Origin of the sequence: Aureimonas sp. AU40, from assembly GCF_001463785.1 — a bacterium.
GTDB lineage: Bacteria > Pseudomonadota > Alphaproteobacteria > Rhizobiales > Rhizobiaceae > Aureimonas.
Map to the genome: position 1 here is coordinate 1 of NZ_BBWL01000042.1, position 18,326 is coordinate 18,326.

Here is an 18,326-nt window from a genome sequence, read left to right on the forward strand (position 1 = left end):
CCGCTGCGCGGTGCGCCAATGCGGGAGGAGAAGATCACCGCCGGTCCGAGCGCTGGCGCGCAGCGTTTCCCGAAGGTCGACCCGCTCGCCGTGCGCATGCGGGCGCAATCGCCTCGTGCGCCGCTCGTCGCCGGTCAGCACAAGGTTTCGAACCGCGCGGCGCGCCGCTTCCAGTTCGCTCGCGGTCATCTGCGCGAAGTCCTTGGAGCGTAGAAGATCATCCGCCGAGACGGTGAAGCGCGCGTCGACATCGAGGATCGGCTTGTCCTGCCGCGCCGGGCGCGGCGGCAGTCCGTCCGACAGGGCCTCGCCCGCCCGCCGGGCGCCGGCTTTGCGCTCGGCTGGCCGAGCCGGGGCGCCGCCCGAGAACAGCGCGATCATTTTCTCGATCATCTGCCGCGAGCGCCAGAAGGCGGCAAAGACCTCCGCAAAGACCGGCCCGTCCTCGCGCCGATGCACGAACACGGCGTGCAGCGTCCAGTAGACATCCTCGCGGGAGCCGACACCGCCGAGCCGCAGGGCGCTGATCGCGTCCAGCGTTTCCGCCGGCCCGGTGCGCAGGCCGGCGCGGCGCAGAGCGCCAGCGAAATGAACGACATTGGCCGGCATCTGCCCGCCCGGCCGCTCTCCCTCTGGCGCCGCTTGCCAGTTCATGGTTCAGCCCACGGCCAGTTCGCGCTTGACCGCGTTCAGCATCTCGCGCCCCTCGCCCTTCTCGATCCGTGCGATATCGTCCTGATATTTGAGGAGGACGCCCAGCGTGTCGGACACGAGCTGCGGGTCGAGCGCCAAAGCATCCAACTCGGTCAGTGCCGTCGCCCAGTCGATCGTCTCGGCGACGCCCGGCGCCTTGAACAGGTCCGCCGCGCGCAGCTTCTGCACATAGGCGACGATCTCGCGGGACAGGTCCGCGCCGGCGCCCGGTGCCTTGCGCCGGACGATATCGAGTTCGCGCTCGGCATTGGGATAATTCAGCCAGTGATACAGGCAGCGCCGCTTCAGCGCGTCGTGGATCTCGCGCGTGCGATTGGTGGTGATGACGACGATGGGCGGCTCGGCGGCGCCGATCGTGCCGAATTCGGGAATGGTGACCTGATGATCGGACAGAACTTCCAGAAGAAAAGCCTCGAAGGCCTCGTCGGTGCGGTCGAGCTCGTCGATCAGGAGCACCGGGGCCCGGCCCGGCTCGCCACCCAGCGCCTGCAGAACCGGACGACGGATCAGGAAGCGCTCGGAAAAGATGTCGGATCGCAGCGCGTCGCCCTCGGCGCTTCCCGTCGCCTCGCGCAGGCGGATCTCGATCATCTGGGCGGCGTGGTTCCACTCGTAGACGGCCGAGGAAATGTCGAGCCCCTCGTAGCATTGGAGCCGGATCAGCGGCCGGTCCAGCGTCTTTGCCAGCACCTTGGCAAGTTCCGTCTTGCCGACCCCTGCCTCGCCCTCCAGAAACAGCGGCCTGCCCATGCGCAGGGCGAGAAACAGGACCGTCGCCAGCGACCGATCGGCCACGTAATCCGCACCGGCCAGCAGCGCGACCGTTTCCTCGATACTGGCTGGCACTTGGGTCACGGGTTCAGGTCCTTGCGATTTTGGAAGCTGGAACGCGGCGCCCTTCAGAGAGAATGATATCGGCGCGCGCGATAGAGAAGGCTTTCGCCGAGCGTCGGCTCACCGATGGCCAGAACTTCGCCCAGAATGACACGGTGCGTCGCCACCGGGCGGCTGTCGATGACGCGGCAGTCGAAGCTGACCAGAGCATCCGCCAGTATGGGCGCACCGGTTGCGAGCGTCGCCCAGCGGCCTGCGGCAAAGCGTTCTTCGAGTTCCAACTTGCCTTCGCCGGAAAAGGCGCGGGCCACGGGCTCGTTGTGCGAGGCCAGTATGTTGACCGCGAAAACGCCGTTGTGGTCGAAGCGCGTGTTGGATGCGCTGCTCTGGTTGAGACACACGAGAAGGGTCGGCGGCTCGTCCGAGACCGAGCAGACCGAGGTCACGGTGACGCCCCGCCGGCCCGCCGGCCCATCCGTCGTCACGAGGCAGACCGAGGCCGCGAAATGGCTCATCGCCTCCCGATAGGTCGGACGGTCGACGAGCGGATGAGAGGCGACACCAGACTTCAACACGAACTCTTTCCGCAAATCTCCGACTCGGAGGTCGGCGTGAGGCTTCCCGACTAACATAGAATGCCCCTCCCGCTTTGGCACGGGTCGTTTAAAGGGTTTGAAAAATCCGGGGCTTGGCTTATGGGGGCCGCTCCGCCTTTTTCTTGTCGCGCGACCTTACGTCCGCCGAACGGAAACGACCCCGCATGGCCCCGATCATCGAAGTGAAGAATGTCAGCCGCCGCTTCGGCGGGTTCGTGGCGGTGAACGACTGCAGCCTGAGCGTCGAAGCCGGCAGCATCACGGGTTTGATCGGTCCCAATGGCGCGGGCAAGTCCACCTTGTTCAACATGGTGGCCGGCAATCTGGAGCCGAGTTCGGGTACGATCCTGCTCGACGGCCAGCCGATCGGCGGACTCAGGCCGCACGAACTCTTCGGGCGCGGCCTCTTGCGCACCTTTCAGATCGCGCACGAATTCTCTCGCCTCACGGTTCTGGAAAACCTGATGATGGTGCCGGACGGCCAACCCGGCGAGAACGTGTTCGACGCTTGGTTTCGCGGGCGCCGCGTGCGCGAGTTCGAAATCAAGGTGCGCGCGCGGGCCGAGGAGGTCGTGGACTTTCTGCAGATCGCCCATGTGAAGAACGAGCTCGCTGGCAATCTGTCGGGCGGCCAGAAGAAGCTCGTGGAGCTAGGCCGCACCATGATGGTGGACGCCAAGGTCGTGCTGCTCGACGAGATCGCGGCCGGTGTCAACCGAACGCTGCTGAACGACCTCGCCGCTAATATCGAGCGCCTCAACCGCGAGCGCGGCTACACGTTTTTCGTGATCGAGCACGACATGGATCTGATCGGTCGCCTCTGCGACCCCGTCATCGTCATGGCGGCGGGTTCGGTGATGATGAAGGGCTCGCTCAAGGACATCCAAGCCGACCAGCGCGTGGTCGAAGCCTATTTCGGCGGCTCGCCGACCGGCCACGCCACCACGCTTCCCGGAGCTCGAGCATGAGCCTCCTCTCGGTGCGCGGCGTCGTCGCCGGCTATGGCGCGGCGACCATCCTCAACGGCGTCGACATTGCGTTGAACCAGGGCGAGATCGGCGTCATCGTCGGCCCGAACGGGGCCGGCAAGTCCACGACGCTGAAGGCGATCTTCGGGCTTCTGCGCGTCTCCGCCGGCACGATCACCTTCGACGGGCAGGACATCACCAACCGGCCGACCGAGAGTTTGAGCGCCCTGCGCATGGCCTTCGTGCCGCAGGAGCACAATGTCTTCAAAACACTGAGCGTCCACGAGAATCTGGAGATGGGGGCCTATGTTCGGCGCGACGACGTCTCGGCGCTGCTCGACCGGGTCTACGAGATTTTCCCGCCGCTCAAAGCCAAGCGCTCGCAGCCGGCTGGCGAACTGTCCGGCGGCCAGCGCCAGATGGTGGCGGTCGGCCGCGCACTGATGATCGACCCCAAGCTCATCCTTCTGGACGAGCCCACGGCGGGCCTTTCCCCGCTGTTTATGAGCGAGATCTTCGACCGCATCCTCGCCATCAACGCGACCGGCGTCACCGTCGCGATGGTTGAGCAGAACGCGCGGCAGGCGCTCGGCATCGCCCATAAGGGCTTCGTGCTGGCCGGCGGGCGCAACCGGTTCACCGACACAGGCGCGGCGCTGCTCGCCGATCCCGACGTCGCCAAATCCTTCCTCGGCGGCTGACACCACCCCGCGAACGCACGAGACCTTCCGTTGGACGAGCTCATCTTCTTCATCAATCGCGGCGTGGTCGGCGGGCTCATCATCGGCTCCGTCTATGCGCTCGGCGCGGTCGGTGTCACGCTGATCTTCGGCATCCTGCGCTTTGCCCATTTCGCGCATGGCGACATGATGACGGCCAGCGCCTTCATCGCCCTGGCGTTGGCCGCCACGCTTTCGTCGCTCGGCATCACCCTGCCGATCCCGCTGGTGCTGGCGCTGCTGCCGGTTGTCATGGTTCTGACAGCGCTTTTCGCGATCGGACTCGACCGCGCCTTCTACCGGCCGCTGCGAAAGCGCGGCGCCAAGCCCGTTGTGCTGGTCATGGCCTCGATCGGCGTCACGCTAATGCTGCAGGGCCTGATCCGCCTGTTTGCCGGCACCGGGTCGCGCGACATGTATCTGGATGCGCCCAAGACCATTTTCCGCATCCCGACCGGCGGACGGCCCATCGTTCTGACCGAGCCGCAGGTGGCGCTGATCGCGCTCACCGTGCTCTCCGTCGTGGCGCTGCATCTCTTCCTCACGCGCTCGCGCCTCGGCAAGGCGATGCGCGCCGTGTCCGACAATCCCGATCTCGCCCGCGTTACCGGCATTCCGATCGAGCGGGTGGTCAAGGCGACCTGGGCGATCGGCGGCGGGCTGGCGGCCATCGCTGGAACGATGCTGGCCATGGACGTGCAGTTGAAGCCGGACCTTGCCTACAACATCCTCCTGCCGATCTTCGCGGCGGCCATTCTGGGCGGCATCGGGCAGCCCTATGGCGCGATCGCCGGCGGCTATCTCATCGGCTTTGCCGAGACGCTCGCCGTGTTCAACTTTTCGGTGCTGCTGCGCCCCTTCCGCGACCTGCTGCCCGCCGGCTTCGAAATCCCTGCGAGCCTTGCGATGGTGCCGACGGAATATCGCCTCGTCGTGCCCTTCTTCATTCTGGTCGCGGTTCTGATCTACCGGCCGACAGGCATCTTCAAGGGACGGGTGTTCTGATGACCGGTGCCTCCGCCACCCCTGCCGCCCCAGCCCGCCCGCTGCGCCGGGAACTCCTCCTCGTCGCCGCGCTGCTGGCGCTGGTGGCGCTCGTCTATGCCCTTCAGGGCTCGGCCTATGCCACGCGCATGCTGGTGGAAGCCTCGGCCTATGCGATCATCGCGGTCGGGCTCAACATCCAGTGGGGTTATGCCGGCCTGTTCAATGTCGGCATCATGGGCTTCATCGTCGCCGGCGCGGCAGCCTCCGTCCTGATGACCGTGCCGGTCAACCCCGCCTTCTGGGCCGGGAGCGGCGCGCCGCTGTTGGGCGAGGCGCTCGTCTGGCTCCTCGGCGCGGCCGTGGTCGTCGCTCTCGTTTCGCAGGGTCGGCGCATCGGCCTGCCGAAAGGCCTTGTCACCGCCTCGACCCTGATCGTCGCGGCGGTCGCGTTCATGCTCGTTTCCGCCAAGTTCGATCCGGCCACGACGGCGATCGAGGCAGAGGCCGGCTTCATCGGTGGCTTCGGCCTGCCCGTCGCGGTCGGTTGGATCGCGGCCGGGCTCGTGGCCGGTGCCATCGCCTTCGTCATCGGCAAGATCTGCCTGGGTCTGCGCGCGGATTATCTCGCCATCGCGACGCTGGGCATCGCGCAGATCATCAAGACCTTCCTGAAGAACGCCGACTGGCTGACGCGGGGAACGCTCACCGTCTCGCCCCTGCCCTGGCCCGTCCCGACGCCGGGCGAGATCGGCTTTCTCTGGGCGCGCGGGCTTTATCTCTCAGTCGCCGCCATCATCCTCGTCGTCGTCACGCTGCTTCTGGAGCGCGCCTATCGCGCGCCCTGGGGCCGAATGATGCGCGCCATCCGCGACAACGAGGCGGCGGCGAGTTCCATGGGCAAGAATGTCGACGGGCGTCGCATGGAAATCTTCGTGCTCGGGGCCATGCTGATGGGGCTCGGCGGCGCCGTGCTGGTGCATTTCACCTCGGTCTTCGACCCGTCCGGCTTCGTGGACCTCAACCACACGTTCCTGATCTGGGTCATGGTGATCCTGGGCGGAGCCGGCAACAATCGTGGCGCCATCTTCGGCGCGGTGCTGGTCTATATCGTGTGGACGATGTCGGAGCCGGCGGCGCTCTCGCTCTTCTCGTTGGCGCGCGACTGGGGCTCGGCGCTCTTCGGCTGGGTCGCCCCGGCCGATCTCGACTCCCGCGCGCTGCAGATGCGCGTCTTCGTGATCGGGCTCACCATCACGCTCGTCCTGCGCTTCGCGCCCGACGGCGTCTTGCCGGAGCGCCTGCGGCATTAGCGCCGGTTTCGGCGGCGGCTGCCCCGGAACCGCCGCGCGCTGCCCTCCGTTGGCCGCACCAACAGGTGCCGAACGGAGAAAGCCACATGGCCGAGAACGATCATCAGGAAATCTACGAAGAGTTCCGCTCGCTGGTGAACATGACGCCGAGCGAGTTGGAGAAGTGGCTGGAGACGGAGGACTCGCGCTCGGTCGGCCAGAAGAGCGACGACGGAGCCGAGTCCGTCGGCCACCATTCGGGCCGCACGATCATCGAGATCAAGCACACGAAGAAGGCTGATCTCACCGACAGGCAGTGGGCGCATATGCAGAAGGTCGTCGGCTACATCAAGCGCCATTCCAAGCAGAAGCCGAAGGGCGACATCACCGAAACGAACTGGCGCTTCTCGCTGATGAACTGGGGCCACGATCCGCTGAAGGACTGAACGAAAAAAGGCCCCGGCGGTCGAGTGCCAGGGCCTTTCTCGTATTCCTTGAAGCCCGTGTGGCTTACTGCGCCGGGCCGACCGGAACGATCTTGCCGTCTCGCACCGTGACCTCGTCATAGGACCCGGGCACGTCGCCCTTGGCGTCGAACTCCAGCGAGCCCGAGGCGCCCTCGTAGTTGATGTCCTTGCCCTCGTCGATCAGCGCCTTGGCCTTCTGCCACTCGCCCGGCAGGATCACCTCACCCGGCGCGCTCGCGACCTCGCGCAGCGCAGCGGACAAGCCTTCGCGGCTGCCGCCGGTCTTCTCCAGCGCCAGCATCAGGACGAAGGCCGCGTCGTAGGACGTCGCGGCATAGGTCGCCGAAGGGTCGAAGCCGGCTTCCTTCGCGGCCGTGGCGTAGAGCTCGGCCCCGGCTGCTGCCGTGCCGCCGGGCCGGGTCAGGATCAGCTTCTCGTCGCCGCCGGCCGTGTTGGTCAGCGCAGCGCCCACCATGCCGTCGCCGCCGATGAAGGTCGAGAAGTCGCCGGTCTCTCGCGCCTGGTTGACGATGCGACCGCCCGAGCCGTCGACATAGGCGAGGACCACCAGCGCCTGCGCGCCGGAGGACGCGAGCGAGCCGATCTCGGCGCGGTAGTCGGCCTTGCCGTCCTCATGCGGCTGCGACACGGCGACCTTGCCGCCCGCCGCCTCAAAGGCGGTCTTGAAGGACTGGGCGAAGCCGGTGCCGTAGTCGTTGTTGACATAGGTCACGGCGACCTCGTCGATGCCGTTCTTCTTCACGACGCGGGCCAGAACCTCGCCCTGATAGGCGTCGGACGGCGCGGTGCGGAACACGAGGTCCTTGTCGTCCAGCGCGGTCACGGCGGGCGAGGTCGAGGAGGGCGAGACCATCACCACGCCGCCGGGAATGGACGCGGCATTCGCCGCGGCGATCGTCGCGCCCGAACACATGGCGCCGACGATCGCAGCGACCTTCTCGGAATTGACCTGCCGATCGGCGGCGTCGGAGGCGCGGGCAGCGTCGATGCACCCGTCGTCGCCGATCACCATCTCGACCTTGGCGCCGTTCTTGCCGATTCCGCCGGCGGCATTCACCTGCGAGATGGCGAGCTTGGCCGCATTGGTGATCGGCGGCATGAGGCTCTCGATCGGCCCCGTGATGCCGCCGATGAAGCCGAGCTTGACCGCTGCATCCTGCGCGAAGGCGGCAGGCGAAGCCGACAGGGTCAGGGCGGCCACGGTCGCGGCAAGAAGGGTCTTGGAAGGGCCTGTCATGCGGGTCAATTCTCCGATTGGGGATGGGCTGGGCCGGCTCTGGCATGGCCGCTTGGGGCGCGAGTTAAGCGGGGCGCGCCGGGGCGGTCAAGGCGAGCCGCTGCGCCTCGCATCCTACCCGGAAATCGGGTTAGGCTCCCTCTCATGAAGGCTTGCCTGCGAATCGTTCTCGCCGTGTCTCTCGGTTCCTCCGCGCTGTCCTTGCCGGCGCGCGCGGATGGGATCGGCCTCGCCGTGCCCATGAGCGGACCCAGCGCCCTTCTCGGCCGTCAGGCAGCGGATGGCGCTCGCAGCGCGGTTGCGGCGATCGACACCGCCGCTCCTCAGATCGCGACGTTCGACACGGGTTGCGACCGCGAAGGGGGCGAAGCAGCGGCCCGGCGCATGGTGGACGCGAAAGCCGAAATCTCAGTGGGCTTCCTTTGCGTGGCTGCGCTGGAAGGCGCGCTTCCCATCCTTTCGTCGGCCGATATTCCAACCATCGACATCGGCGCGCGCAGCGACCGCGTTCTGGAGCGGCGGGAGCGGGCGGGCTGGCAGGTCTGGCGCATCGCGCCCGGCACCAGCGCGGAAGCCCAGGCGCTGGCCGCTTTCGTACGCGAGCGCTGGCAGGGCGCGCCGTTCGCCCTTATTGAGGACGGCTCGTCCTATGGCCGCGATCTGGCGGAAGGCGTGCGGGAACTTCTGGAGGCGCAGGGCCTTCGCCCGCTTCTGACGGACAATTTCCGACCCGCCGAAGAAAAGCAGTTCGGCCTTGCGCGCCGCATCGCTCAAAGCGGCGTCCGCCATGTGCTGGTGTTCGGAGCGCGACGCGATGTCGCGATCATGGCGCGCGACGCCTTGGAGGTGACGCCCGACCTGCAAATCGCCAGCGGCGAATCGCTTCTGGACGAGCCGGGGGACGTGCCCCTGCCGGACGGCGTGGTGGCTGTCGCCTCCGGCTTCGACGTCGGCTGGCCGCCCAGCGAGACGCCGCCCGCCGACGAGGGCTATGCGCGGATCGCGCGTGTCGGCGCCGAGATCGCAATCGAAGCGCTGCGTCGGTCCAAAGCGGAGACGCGAACGCTGGCCGATGTCCTCGGCAACGAAACCTTCGTCACCTCGGGCGGTCTTGTGCGCTTCGACGCGCAAGGGTCCGCCGATGTCGTGCCCTTCCGCTCCTATCGCTGGCAGGGCGACCGGTTTCAGGCGGACGAAGAGGGCTGAGAGCCATGTGGCATGCAGGCGCGCGAAATCTCGTCACCGACGTGGTCGGTCTTCGCGTCGGCCATGCCGCTGACGCGCAGCTGCTGAGCGGCACGACGGCGATTCTGTTCGACGCGCCGGCCAGCGCGGCCGTCGAGATTCTCGGCGGCGCGCCGGGAACCCGGGATACCGAACTGCTCCATCCGCAAAATCTCGTGCAGGGCGTCGACGCGCTCGTCCTCTCCGGCGGCTCGGCCTTTGGTCTCGATGCGCCGTCCGGGGTGCAGAGCCATCTGCGCTCGATCGGGCGCGGCTTCGAGGTGGCGGGTCAAAGAGTGGCAATCGTGCCCGGCGCGATCCTATTCGATCTCGCCAATGGCGGCGACAAGGATTGGGGCCTCCATTCGCCCTACCGCGAACTCGGCCTCGCGGCGGCCCGAAGCGCGGGCGCGGATTTTGCGCTGGGCAGCGCGGGCGCCGGCATGGGCGCAACCACGGCGGTCTGTCGAGGCGGTCTCGGCTCGGCCTCCGCCGTCTTGTCGAACGGCGCGACGCTCGGCGCCCTTGTCGCGATCAATGCGGTTGGCTCCCCCCTCGTCGGCGGGACGCGGCATTTCTGGGCCGCGCCTTTCGAGGTGGACGGAGAGTTCGGCGGCCTCGGCCTGCCCGTCCCGATGCCGGCCGACTGCGCCCGGCCTCGCAGCAAGATGGACCCGCGCCCGGGCACCAACACGACGATCGCCGTGATCGCGACCGACCTGCATCTCAGCAAGGCGGAGTTGAAGCGGCTGGCCGTCGCGGCCCATGATGGATTCGCACGCGCGCTCTACCCCGCGCACACCGATTTCGACGGCGACCTCGTCTTCGCCGCCGCGACCGGCGCGCGCGACGAGGTGCTCTCGGCCGTCGACCGACTCGAACTCTCGGCGGCAGCCGCCGCCGTCATGGCCCGTGCCATCGCGCGCGGCGTCTTCCATGCTGCCAGCGCCCCTGCATTCGCCGCTCTGCCCGCCTGGCGCGACCTCGTCTGACCTTGGCGGTCCGCCCCGGCGCGGCATGGATTGAGGCGATGCGACACGTCTGTTAGGACCGGCCCGATCCTGTTCCTCCCCGCTGCGAAGGCTTGCCTCCATGATCCCGCGCTATGCTCGCCCCGAGATGGTCTCCATCTGGTCCCAGGAAACCAAGTTCCGCATCTGGTTCGAGATCGAGGCCCATGCCTGCGACGCGCTGGCCGAGCTTGGCGTGATCCCGAAGGAAGCGGCCAAGACGATCTGGGAGAAGGGTGGCGCGGCAACCTTCGACGTCGACCGGATCGACGAGATCGAGCGCGAGACCAAGCACGATGTCATCGCCTTCCTGACGCATCTCGCCGAGTTCGTCGGCCCGGATTCGCGCTTCATCCATCAGGGCATGACCTCGTCGGACGTGCTCGACACCTGCTTCAACGTGCAGCTCGTGCGCGCGTCGGACCTGCTTCTGGCCGATCTCGACGCATTGCTGGCCGCACTCAAGCGCCGCGCCTTCGAGCACAAGGACACGGTGACGATCGGCCGCTCGCACGGCATCCATGCCGAGCCGACGACCTTCGGCGTCAAACTGGCTCTCGCCTATGCCGAGTTCGACCGCTGCCGCAAGCGCCTCGTCGCCGCGCGCGAGGAAATCGCGACCTGCGCTATCTCGGGCGCCGTCGGCACCTTCGCCAATATCGACCCGCGCGTCGAGGAGCATGTGGCGGCCGCCCTCGGTCTCCAGCCCGAGCCGGTATCGACGCAGGTCATCCCGCGCGACCGGCACGCCATGTATTTCGCGACGCTCGGCGTCGTCGCCTCGTCGATCGAGCGGCTGGCCACCGAAATCCGCCATCTGCAGCGCACCGAGGTTCTGGAGGTCGAGGAGTATTTCTCGCCGGGCCAGAAGGGCTCCTCGGCCATGCCGCACAAGCGCAATCCGGTTCTAACGGAAAACCTGACGGGCCTCGCCCGCATGGTTCGCGCTTTCGCGATCCCTGCGATGGAGAATGTCGCCCTCTGGCACGAGCGGGACATCTCGCACTCCTCGGTCGAGCGCTATATCGGCCCCGACGCGACGGTGACGCTCGACTTCGCCCTCGCCCGCCTCACCGGCGTCGTGGACAAGCTGCTCGTCTATCCCGAGCGGATGGACAAGAACCTCAATCAGTTCAAGGGTCTCGTCCATTCGCAGCGCGTGCTGCTGGCCCTGACACAGGCCGGCGTCAGCCGCGAGGACGCCTATCGCCTCGTTCAGCGCAACGCCATGAAGGTGTGGGAACAGGGTGCCGACTTCCTGACCGAGCTTCTGTCGGACAAGGACGTGACGACCGCTCTGTCGGAAGACCAGATCCGCGAGAAGTTCGATCTCGGCTACCACACCAAGCATGTCGACACGATCTTCGCTAGGGTCTTCGGCGCGGCCTGACGTTCAGGCCGGTTCGGCCTCGGCCGACACGAGAAGAGGCGTCGCCAGGGGCGGCGCTTCCCTCTGCTCGAAGCCCTTGATGTCGAGCTGGATCATCTGATGATCGGAAAAGGGCTGGTCGAGAATATGGACCGTGCAATGGTCCGTCAGGTCACGCGAGATGAGGCAGGTGTCGAGCGTCGCCTGATAGGGACCGAAGCGGAAGGTCGGACCGGAATCGGCATTGGCATGCACCATGCGCCCGCCGGCTAGGAGCGGCGCCAGCTCGCCCGAGCCCCGGAACACGTTGAAATCGCCCATCACCACGGTCGGCCCTTCGCGCTCCTCGACCCAGCGCGCCAGTTCGGCCAGTTGCACGCAGCGAATGCGGTAGCGCAGCGACAAATGCGCGACGAGAACCCGAATGCCCGCCATTTCCAGATCGTAGACGAGCCGCTTCTTGCCCGCGGAGAGATAGCGCGCGACATATGTGACCGGCCGCGAAGCGAGAAAGGCGTTGGACTTGCCGCGCGACACCGACAGGCGGCGGAACTGCCGCTCGGCGCTGTATTTGTTGTCGATCTGCACGGTCGTGTGGTGAGCTTCCACCAGCGCCCGGCTCTGGTCGAAAAAGCCATTGGTGAGCGAGCCCCGGTCGATTTCCACGAAGCAGCTGAGATCGGGCTGAAGGTTGCGCAACCGATCGCGCACATGCTGCAGGCTTCGCAGCTGCACGCGCTTGGTGGTGAAGACATGATGATGGACGCGGCGGACATGGTGCCCGAGCGAACCGTCGATGTCGCGGGAATAGCCGAGATTGGCGTAGACGATGCGCAGCATGCTCGTTCCGCTTTCTTCCCCTCTTCGACGTGGCGTTTGAAGACACCGACCGTCGATTGGTTCTGCCCGTCAGCAGCTGCGGCTTTCCGAACGGGCGCTAGGCCCATTCGTCGCCGCTGCCCGGGCGCACGCGATCACAAACCCTCAAGAAGGGGAAGCCGGCCGCTGGACCCGATCTTGCCAGTGCCCATATCCTCGGGCAGAGCGTCCGGCAAGGCGGGGCCCCTTGGGTGCCCTGTCTTGGACCCAGCGCGTGGCGGGATCGGGGCGGAATGAGCCAATTTCTGGACGGGACGATCTGGCCGCTTGTGATCGCCGTCATGAGCTGGTCGATTCTGGTTGGCGCCGTCGTCTACATTCCCTTTCGCCGATCTCCCGTCGCCGCCCAAGCCTGGCTGCTCCTGTTCTTCTTCATGCCCTGGGCCGCGCTGTTGCTCTATCTCGCGGTCGGCAACGCGCGGCATCCCAAATGGCGCCGAGATCGGCTGGAGGCCATGCCGGACATCATCCGCAAGGCGATCGAGCACATCTCGCTCCGCGCCATGGGCGGGCTGCGCGCGCTTCGGCCGCACCATCAGCTGACCGGCCGCCTCGTCCACCGGATCGGCCGCTTTCCCGTCCTGCCGGACAATCGCATCGTCTTGGATGCCGACTACAACCGCGTCGTGGACCGGATTGCCACCGATATCGACCAGGCCCGGCACCATGCCCATGTCATGGTCTACATCCTGCAGAACGACCAGGCGGGAAACCGCATCCTCAGCGCGCTGGAGCGGGCGGCGCGACGCGGCGTGAAGTGTCGCCTGCTGATCGACGCCGTCGGCTCCTCGCGCGATCGACGCGCCATCGCCAAGCGGCTGGAGGGAACCGGGGTCGAGCTTCGGCTGATTCTACCCCTGCGCTTCTGGAACCAGGCGACGCGCTTCGATCTTCGCAACCATCGCAAGATCTTGGTGGTGGACGGGCGTGTCGGATGGGTCGGCTCTCAGAACATGCACCGCATCGAATACGAGCCCAAGACCTTCTATCGCGAGCTGATGGCGCGCGTCGAAGGCCCCGTGGTTCTGGAACTGCAGGCGATCTTCATCGGCGACTGGTATCTGGAGACGGAGGAGGACATCGCCTCGCCCGACTTGATGCCCGAGCCCCTTCCCCATTCGCTGGAGCGCACGGCGACAGCGCAGGTCCTGCCGAGCGGCCCGGACTACCCCGATGCCGGCGTCGACATTCTCTTCACCGACCTGATCTACAGCGCGCGCCGGCGCGTCGTGCTGGCGACACCCTATTTCATTCCCAACGAGCCGCTGCTGCTCGCCATGCGCACGGCCGTGTCGAAAGGCGTTCGGGTCACGCTGTTCGTCACCTCCACCACCAATAGCTGGCTGATCGACCGGGCCCAGCAGTCCTACTACGACGAGCTGCTGGAGGCCGGCGTGGAGGTCATGCTCTATCGCGAGCGCTTCCTTCACGCCAAGCATCTGTCGATCGACGACGACATCGCCATTATCGGCTCAGCCAATATGGACCGCCGGTCCTTCGAGCTGAATTCCGAGGTGACGCTGATCGCCTATAGCGAGGACGTGGTGCGCGATCTCCGCGCCATCGAGGACGACTACCGCTTCAAGAGCCATCGGCTGCGGCTGGAGGAATGGTCGCGGCGCGGCTTCTTCGTGCAGCTGACCGAAAATGTCACCCGCCTGATCTCGCCTCTTCTGTGACGCTTCCTTGACAAGCCGGCCTCGCGCTCGCATCTGCCGCGCATGCGCGTTTCAGAAGCCGATATCCTCATCGTTCCCGGCTACCAGGGGGCGGACGAAAACCACTGGCAGTCCCGCTGGGAGCAGAAGCTGTCCACGGCCCGCCGTGTCCAGCAGGTGGAATGGTCGAAGCCGGTCCGCGAGGACTGGGTGCGCACCGTCGCTGAGGCGGTGAACGCCGCCGAGCGGCCGCCGGTGATCGTGGCCCATTCGCTCGGCGTCGCCGCCGTGGTGCAGGCCGTTCCCTTGTTCCGCAAGCAGGTCGCAGGGGCTTTCTTCGTGGCCCCGCCGGACGTGGCGGACATGACGATCCGGCCGAAGCACCTCACGACCTTCGGCCCCTATCCGCGCGAGCCGCTGCCCTTCCCGTCGGTGGTGGTCGCCAGCCGCAACGATCCCTATTCCCGCTTCGAGGCGGCGGAGGATGCGGCCGGCGCCTGGGGCTCGCTTTTCATCGATGCTGGAGAATCGGGCCATCTAAACGGCGACAGCGGCCATGGCCCCTGGCCGGAAGGCCTCCTCACCTTCGGCAAGTTTCTGGCGCGCCTGCCCGCCGCCTAATCCTTGCGGCGGATTTCGGCGCAGATCGCGAGCGAGGCCTGCTTGAGAAGACCGATGTCGGAGGCGACGCAGATGAGGTCGTAGCCCATGTCGCGGTAGCGCCGGGCGTCGGCAGCATTCGCGGCATAGACGGCGGCGATTTTGCCTGCGCTTTTGGCCTGCCGGCAGATCAGATGGGCGGCCTCGTCGCTGGCCGATCCGTTCGGATCGAGCTTTCCGCCGAGAGCCAGCGAGAGATCGGACGGACCGACGAACACGCCGCCGAGTTCCGGCACGGCGAGAATCGCATCGATCTCGCGGAAGGCGCCGGCCGTCTCGATCATCGCGAGCGAAACGATGGCCTCGTTCGCTTCCTCGATATAGGCTTCCGCCGAATTCATGCCGAAGAGCGAAAGCGCGCGAGCGGGGCCGAAGGAGCGCGTGCCTCGCGGCGGGTAGCGCAACGCGCGGGCGAAGCGCTCGGCTTCTGCGGCATTGGCCACCATAGGCAGGATCACGCCCGTCGCACCGAAGTCCAGCACGCGGCCGGCCAGCGCGAGATCGCCGATCGGCACCCGGACGAGCGCCGGCTTGTCGAGGAACACGGCCCGCGCGCACCCTTCACGAATCTCCTCGATGCTCTGCAAGCCGTGCTGAACGTCGAAAGTGATGACGTCGAAGGCGGCAAGAAGCGCTTCATGGACCACGGGGTCCCCGAGTCCCGCCCAGGCCGAAAGCGCCACGTCCGGGCTGCCCAACATCTCTCGAAGTTTTCCGACCGTCACGACCTCGTCCTCCCATCGCGTCCGGTGAGACCAGACCCTTCGGTGCCGTTTAGCAAGGCCGCGAGCCTCTTGCACGGGGCGCAGATGCCGGAATTTCGGGGAAGCGATTGTTTAGAACCCGCGTTTGGGATAATGAGCCGGCTTAAGCATGCGGTTCTTCGCGAGTTTTCCAACGACTCGCTTCCTAACTCACGATCGAGCAATGTCCATGACACGTCGCCGCCGTATCTACGAAGGCAAGGGGAAGATCCTTTATGAAGGCCCCGAGCCCGGCACCCTCGTCCAGTTCTTTAAGGACGACGCGACCGCCTTCAATAAGAAGAAGCACGAGGTCGTGGACGGCAAGGGCGTCCTGAACAACCGGATCTCCGAATATATCTTCACGCACCTGAACCGGATCGGCATCCCGACGCATTTCATTCGTCGGTTGAACATGCGCGAGCAGCTGATCAAGGAAGTCGAGATCATTCCGCTCGAGGTCGTTGTGCGCAATGTCGCGGCCGGCTCGTTGGCAAAGCGCCTCGGCATCGAGGAAGGCACGGTTCTTCCGCGCTCGATCATCGAATTCTACTACAAGGCCGACCAGCTCGACGACCCAATGGTCTCGGAAGAGCACATCACGGCCTTCGGCTGGGCCAGCCCCCAGGAAATCGATGACATCATGGCGCTCGCCATTCGCGTCAACGACTTCCTGTCCGGCCTTTTCCTCGGCGTAGGCATCCAGCTCGTCGACTTCAAGATCGAGACGGGTCGCCTGTTCGAAGGCGACATGATGCGCATCGTCGTGGCCGACGAGATCTCGCCCGACTCCTGCCGCCTTTGGGACGTGCAGACGCAGGACAAGCTCGACAAGGATCGCTTCCGGCGTGACATGGGCGGTCTGGTCGAGGCCTATCAGGAAGTCGCCCGCCGGCTCGGCATCATGAACGAAAACGAGCCGCCCCGCCCTTCCGGGCCGGTGTTGGTCAAGTGACGCCCCTGCCGGCGTCGCAACCGGCGCCGGCTCTCAGACTGGTTCATTCGCAAGGCAGGCTTATTCCGTGATCAAGGCTCGCATCGTCGTCACCCTCAAGAACGGCGTTCTGGACCCGCAGGGCAAGGCGATCGAAGGAGCGCTCGGAACGCTCGGCTTCGGCGGCGTCGGCGCCGTCCGTCAGGGCAAGGTCTTCGACGTCGAGATCGATGGCGTCGATACAGGCAAGGCCGAAGCCGACCTGAAGGCGATGTGCGAACAGCTCCTCGCCAACACGGTCATCGAGAACTACGCCATTCAGATCGTCTGAGGTCGGGCCGCCATGAAATCCGCCGTCGTCCTTCTCCCCGGCCTCAACCGCGACCGCGACATGATCGCGGCCTTGACCAAGATCTCGGGAACCGCGCCCGTCACCATCTGGCAGACGGACACGGACATCCCCGATGTCGACCTGATCGTCGTGCCGGGCGGCTTCTCGTTCGGCGACTATCTGCGCTGCGGTGCCATCGCCGCGCGCTCGCCCGTCATGCAGGCCGTGGCCGAAAAGGCGCGCAAGGGCGTTACGGTGCTCGGCGTCTGCAACGGCTTTCAGATCCTGTGCGAGACCGGGCTCCTGCCCGGCGCGCTCATGCGCAACACGAGCCTCAAGTTCGTTTGCCGCGAGGTGAAGCTGGAAGTGGCGAACGCCTCGACGCGGTTCACCAGCGCCTATCGGAAGGGCCAGCTCATCCGCTGCCCCGTCGCCCATCACGACGGCAATTACTTCGCGGATTCGGAAACGCTCGCGCGGATCGAAGGCGAGGGTCAGGTTGCCTTTCGCTACGCTGAGGGCACGAACCCGAACGGGGCGATCAACGACATTGCCGGCATCGTCAGCGCCGAAGGCAATGTCCTCGGTCTCATGCCGCATCCCGAGAACTTGATCGAGCCCGAGCACGGCGGGACGGATGGTCGCGGCATTTTCGAAAGTGCCCTCGGCCTCGTTCCGCGCGGTCTGGCTGCGTGAGCCGCCAGCGCCTCGTCCGTTTCTTTCTGATCCTTGGGCTGCTGCCGGTTCTGCTCGTTCTCTCGCCGGCGGTCTTTGCGCTTGTCGGCGCGAGTTTCGGCGCGACAGCCGTGGTTCTGGGGCTGCTCGGCGCGGCCTCGGGTCTGGCCGCTGCCAGTATCGGTCTGATCCTGACCTTTCTCGCCAGCTGCGCGACCCCGCCCGTGGTGCCTCCTGCGAAGCAGCCTTCTGTGCGCAAGATCGACACCGGCCTAGATCGGATGGAGCGTCTGGCACTGACGGTCAATCGCTGCTGGTTTAAGTCGCGCGATCCCGCCTTTACCGGCTATTCGCTGGCGCCCGAACTCTCCTCCTTCTCCGGTCGCCCGCGCTTTCTCTTGGTTCCGAAAAACCGGCCGGAAGAGCGCCCGCTCCTCGTGGTGGAAGGGCGAAGCGGCTCCGCGGAGGTCGACACCTACGGCCCGCTGCTTCAGTCCCCTCTGCGCGCGCGTCTCGAAAGCGATCTTGCTCGCTGGTCGGCCGGTTCGGGTGATTGTTCCGCCTGACATGCCATTCTCGCCGCTCGTCCGCTTCGCCACCGTAATCGCCCTCGCCGTTCTGGCTGGATGTCAGTCGCCCGGTGGCCCGGTGACAGTCGCCCGAGCAAGCGAGTTCGGCGCACCAAACGGCGCGGAAGCACGCTATGCGAGGGATACCGGACGCGCCATTTATCGTGGCCGCCCCTTCCAGCGCACGCAAGGTTTCGTCTTCGCCGACTCCGCGCGCGGCTTCGCTCTTTGCCTGCGCGCACCGATGCGTGACGGCGGGCAGGACCACACGCTGCTGATTCTTCAACGCCGGATCGAAGGCGCTGTCAGCCAGGTGGAGGACGACGTGCAGATCGTTCGCGCCGCCGCTGATGTCGGCCTTTGTCGCAACCGTTCCGACTGGGTGGACGCCCGGTGAAAACTGTCCGCTTTCCGCTTGTGATCGACCTTCGCCAATGCGAAG

At 66.3% G+C, this 18,326-nt stretch carries 20 protein-coding genes and 1 pseudogene; 15 read left to right on the forward strand and 6 right to left on the reverse strand.

Annotation, left to right across the window (positions count from 1 at the left end; all coding sequences use genetic code 11):
- The 3 genes and pseudogenes from AUL32_RS16075 to AUL32_RS16085 form a co-directional block, all read right to left on the reverse strand.
- Window positions 1-654: pseudogene (locus AUL32_RS16075) on the reverse strand (VWA domain-containing protein); the annotation flags it as partial.
- Between the two features lie 3 nt (window positions 655-657).
- On the reverse strand, window positions 658-1,569 hold the full coding sequence (locus AUL32_RS16080) for an AAA family ATPase (RefSeq protein WP_062116934.1): 912 nt from the start codon (window positions 1,567-1,569) through the stop codon (window positions 658-660).
- Between the two features lie 44 nt (window positions 1,570-1,613).
- Window positions 1,614-2,063, reverse strand: a complete 450-nt coding sequence (locus AUL32_RS16085; protein ID WP_062117487.1) for a flavin reductase — start codon at window positions 2,061-2,063, stop codon at window positions 1,614-1,616.
- A gap of 245 nt (window positions 2,064-2,308) precedes the next feature.
- On the opposite strand from AUL32_RS16085, the gene AUL32_RS16090 reads away from it, so the two are divergent.
- The 5 genes from AUL32_RS16090 to AUL32_RS16110 all read left to right on the forward strand — a co-directional run bounded on the left by AUL32_RS16090 (window position 2,309) and on the right by AUL32_RS16110 (window position 6,553).
- A complete protein-coding gene (locus AUL32_RS16090) occupies window positions 2,309-3,112 on the forward strand; it encodes an ABC transporter ATP-binding protein (protein ID WP_062116940.1) in 804 nt (267 codons plus the stop codon).
- On the forward strand, window positions 3,109-3,813 hold the full coding sequence (locus tag AUL32_RS16095) for an ABC transporter ATP-binding protein (protein WP_062116944.1): 705 nt from the start codon (window positions 3,109-3,111) through the stop codon (window positions 3,811-3,813). The genes AUL32_RS16090 and AUL32_RS16095 overlap by 4 nt, the downstream gene beginning before the upstream one ends.
- 30 nt (window positions 3,814-3,843) lie before the next feature.
- Entirely contained in the window at window positions 3,844-4,836 is a 993-nt protein-coding gene (locus AUL32_RS16100; RefSeq protein WP_062116948.1) for a branched-chain amino acid ABC transporter permease, read from the forward strand.
- Window positions 4,836-6,128 (forward strand): branched-chain amino acid ABC transporter permease, encoded by a 1,293-nt coding sequence (locus tag AUL32_RS16105; protein WP_062116951.1) that lies wholly within the window; start codon window positions 4,836-4,838, stop codon window positions 6,126-6,128. Before AUL32_RS16100 ends, AUL32_RS16105 begins: the two co-directional genes overlap by 1 nt.
- A gap of 86 nt (window positions 6,129-6,214) precedes the next feature.
- Window positions 6,215-6,553 (forward strand): DUF3140 domain-containing protein, encoded by a 339-nt coding sequence (locus tag AUL32_RS16110; RefSeq protein ID WP_062116954.1) that lies wholly within the window; start codon window positions 6,215-6,217, stop codon window positions 6,551-6,553.
- 64 nt (window positions 6,554-6,617) lie between these two features.
- Here AUL32_RS16110 and AUL32_RS16115 read toward each other — a convergent pair whose 3' ends face one another.
- Window positions 6,618-7,832 (reverse strand): ABC transporter substrate-binding protein, encoded by a 1,215-nt coding sequence (locus tag AUL32_RS16115; protein ID WP_062116957.1) that lies wholly within the window; start codon window positions 7,830-7,832, stop codon window positions 6,618-6,620.
- 174 nt (window positions 7,833-8,006) lie between these two features.
- Between AUL32_RS16115 and AUL32_RS16120 the strand changes: the two genes are divergently transcribed.
- From AUL32_RS16120 to purB, 3 genes are all read left to right on the forward strand, one after another.
- Window positions 8,007-9,038, forward strand: coding sequence for an ABC transporter substrate-binding protein (locus tag AUL32_RS16120; protein WP_192847477.1), 1,032 nt, complete (start codon window positions 8,007-8,009; stop codon window positions 9,036-9,038).
- A 5-nt stretch (window positions 9,039-9,043) separates the two neighbouring features.
- Window positions 9,044-10,048, forward strand: a complete 1,005-nt coding sequence (locus AUL32_RS16125; protein WP_062116963.1) for a P1 family peptidase — start codon at window positions 9,044-9,046, stop codon at window positions 10,046-10,048.
- Window positions 10,049-10,148: 100 nt separating this feature from the next.
- Window positions 10,149-11,456 carry an adenylosuccinate lyase gene (gene purB, locus AUL32_RS16130; protein ID WP_062116966.1) on the forward strand — a complete coding sequence of 436 codons (1,308 nt, stop codon included), beginning with the start codon at window positions 10,149-10,151 and terminating at the stop codon, window positions 11,454-11,456.
- Window positions 11,457-11,459: 3 nt separating this feature from the next.
- On the opposite strand, the gene AUL32_RS16135 is transcribed toward purB, so the two are convergent.
- Window positions 11,460-12,275: an endonuclease/exonuclease/phosphatase family protein gene (locus AUL32_RS16135; protein ID WP_062116969.1), complete on the reverse strand. Its 816-nt coding sequence runs from the start codon at window positions 12,273-12,275 to the stop codon at window positions 11,460-11,462.
- Between the two features lie 272 nt (window positions 12,276-12,547).
- On the opposite strand from AUL32_RS16135, the gene cls reads away from it, so the two are divergent.
- Window positions 12,548-13,993, forward strand: coding sequence for a cardiolipin synthase (cls, locus tag AUL32_RS16140; protein WP_062116972.1), 1,446 nt, complete (start codon window positions 12,548-12,550; stop codon window positions 13,991-13,993).
- Window positions 13,994-14,035: 42 nt separating this feature from the next.
- Window positions 14,036-14,593 carry an RBBP9/YdeN family alpha/beta hydrolase gene (locus AUL32_RS16145; RefSeq protein ID WP_062116975.1) on the forward strand — a complete coding sequence of 186 codons (558 nt, stop codon included), beginning with the start codon at window positions 14,036-14,038 and terminating at the stop codon, window positions 14,591-14,593.
- Here the strand turns inward: AUL32_RS16145 and AUL32_RS16150 are convergent.
- Complete coding sequence (locus AUL32_RS16150) at window positions 14,590-15,357, reverse strand: HpcH/HpaI aldolase family protein (protein WP_156421495.1); 768 nt, start codon at window positions 15,355-15,357, stop codon at window positions 14,590-14,592. The two genes, AUL32_RS16145 and AUL32_RS16150, sit on opposite strands and share 4 nt — an antisense overlap.
- A gap of 208 nt (window positions 15,358-15,565) precedes the next feature.
- Between AUL32_RS16150 and purC the strand changes: the two genes are divergently transcribed.
- The 5 genes from purC (at window position 15,566) to AUL32_RS16175 (ending at window position 18,281) form a co-directional block, all read left to right on the forward strand.
- Complete coding sequence (gene purC / locus AUL32_RS16155) at window positions 15,566-16,330, forward strand: phosphoribosylaminoimidazolesuccinocarboxamide synthase (protein ID WP_061975919.1); 765 nt, start codon at window positions 15,566-15,568, stop codon at window positions 16,328-16,330.
- 67 nt (window positions 16,331-16,397) lie between these two features.
- Complete coding sequence (gene purS, locus AUL32_RS16160; protein WP_061975917.1) at window positions 16,398-16,640, forward strand: phosphoribosylformylglycinamidine synthase subunit PurS; 243 nt, start codon at window positions 16,398-16,400, stop codon at window positions 16,638-16,640.
- 12 nt (window positions 16,641-16,652) lie between these two features.
- The gene (purQ, locus tag AUL32_RS16165) at window positions 16,653-17,336 is read left to right on the forward strand and encodes a phosphoribosylformylglycinamidine synthase subunit PurQ (protein WP_062116981.1); all 684 of its coding nucleotides are present in this window, start codon (window positions 16,653-16,655) and stop codon (window positions 17,334-17,336) included.
- 203 nt (window positions 17,337-17,539) lie between these two features.
- Window positions 17,540-17,881, forward strand: coding sequence for a hypothetical protein (locus tag AUL32_RS26450; protein WP_374700963.1), 342 nt, complete (start codon window positions 17,540-17,542; stop codon window positions 17,879-17,881).
- Window position 17,882: 1 nt separating this feature from the next.
- Window positions 17,883-18,281, forward strand: coding sequence for a hypothetical protein (locus AUL32_RS16175; RefSeq protein WP_062116985.1), 399 nt, complete (start codon window positions 17,883-17,885; stop codon window positions 18,279-18,281).
- Window positions 18,282-18,326 lie beyond the last annotated feature (45 nt).

Excerpts from the sequence above, each read along its gene's own strand:
- AUL32_RS16145 (WP_062116975.1), top strand. The coding sequence starts at position 14,036 with ATGCGCGTTTCAGAAGCCGATATCCTCATCGTTCCCGGCTACCAGGGG.
- AUL32_RS16125 (WP_062116963.1), top strand. The coding sequence starts at position 9,044 with ATGTGGCATGCAGGCGCGCGAAATCTCGTCACCGACGTGGTCGGTCTT.
- AUL32_RS16135 (WP_062116969.1), bottom strand. The coding sequence starts at position 12,275 with ATGCTGCGCATCGTCTACGCCAATCTCGGCTATTCCCGCGACATCGAC.
- AUL32_RS16105 (WP_062116951.1), top strand. The coding sequence starts at position 4,836 with ATGACCGGTGCCTCCGCCACCCCTGCCGCCCCAGCCCGCCCGCTGCGC.
- AUL32_RS16175 (WP_062116985.1), top strand. The coding sequence starts at position 17,883 with ATGCCATTCTCGCCGCTCGTCCGCTTCGCCACCGTAATCGCCCTCGCC.
- purC (WP_061975919.1), top strand. The coding sequence starts at position 15,566 with ATGACACGTCGCCGCCGTATCTACGAAGGCAAGGGGAAGATCCTTTAT.
- purB (WP_062116966.1), top strand. The coding sequence starts at position 10,149 with ATGATCCCGCGCTATGCTCGCCCCGAGATGGTCTCCATCTGGTCCCAG.
- AUL32_RS16115 (WP_062116957.1), bottom strand. The coding sequence starts at position 7,832 with ATGACAGGCCCTTCCAAGACCCTTCTTGCCGCGACCGTGGCCGCCCTG.
- AUL32_RS16095 (WP_062116944.1), top strand. The coding sequence starts at position 3,109 with ATGAGCCTCCTCTCGGTGCGCGGCGTCGTCGCCGGCTATGGCGCGGCG.
- cls (WP_062116972.1), top strand. The coding sequence starts at position 12,548 with ATGAGCCAATTTCTGGACGGGACGATCTGGCCGCTTGTGATCGCCGTC.
- AUL32_RS16110 (WP_062116954.1), top strand. The coding sequence starts at position 6,215 with ATGGCCGAGAACGATCATCAGGAAATCTACGAAGAGTTCCGCTCGCTG.
- AUL32_RS16085 (WP_062117487.1), bottom strand. The coding sequence starts at position 2,063 with ATGAGCCATTTCGCGGCCTCGGTCTGCCTCGTGACGACGGATGGGCCG.
- purQ (WP_062116981.1), top strand. The coding sequence starts at position 16,653 with ATGAAATCCGCCGTCGTCCTTCTCCCCGGCCTCAACCGCGACCGCGAC.
- AUL32_RS16090 (WP_062116940.1), top strand. The coding sequence starts at position 2,309 with ATGGCCCCGATCATCGAAGTGAAGAATGTCAGCCGCCGCTTCGGCGGG.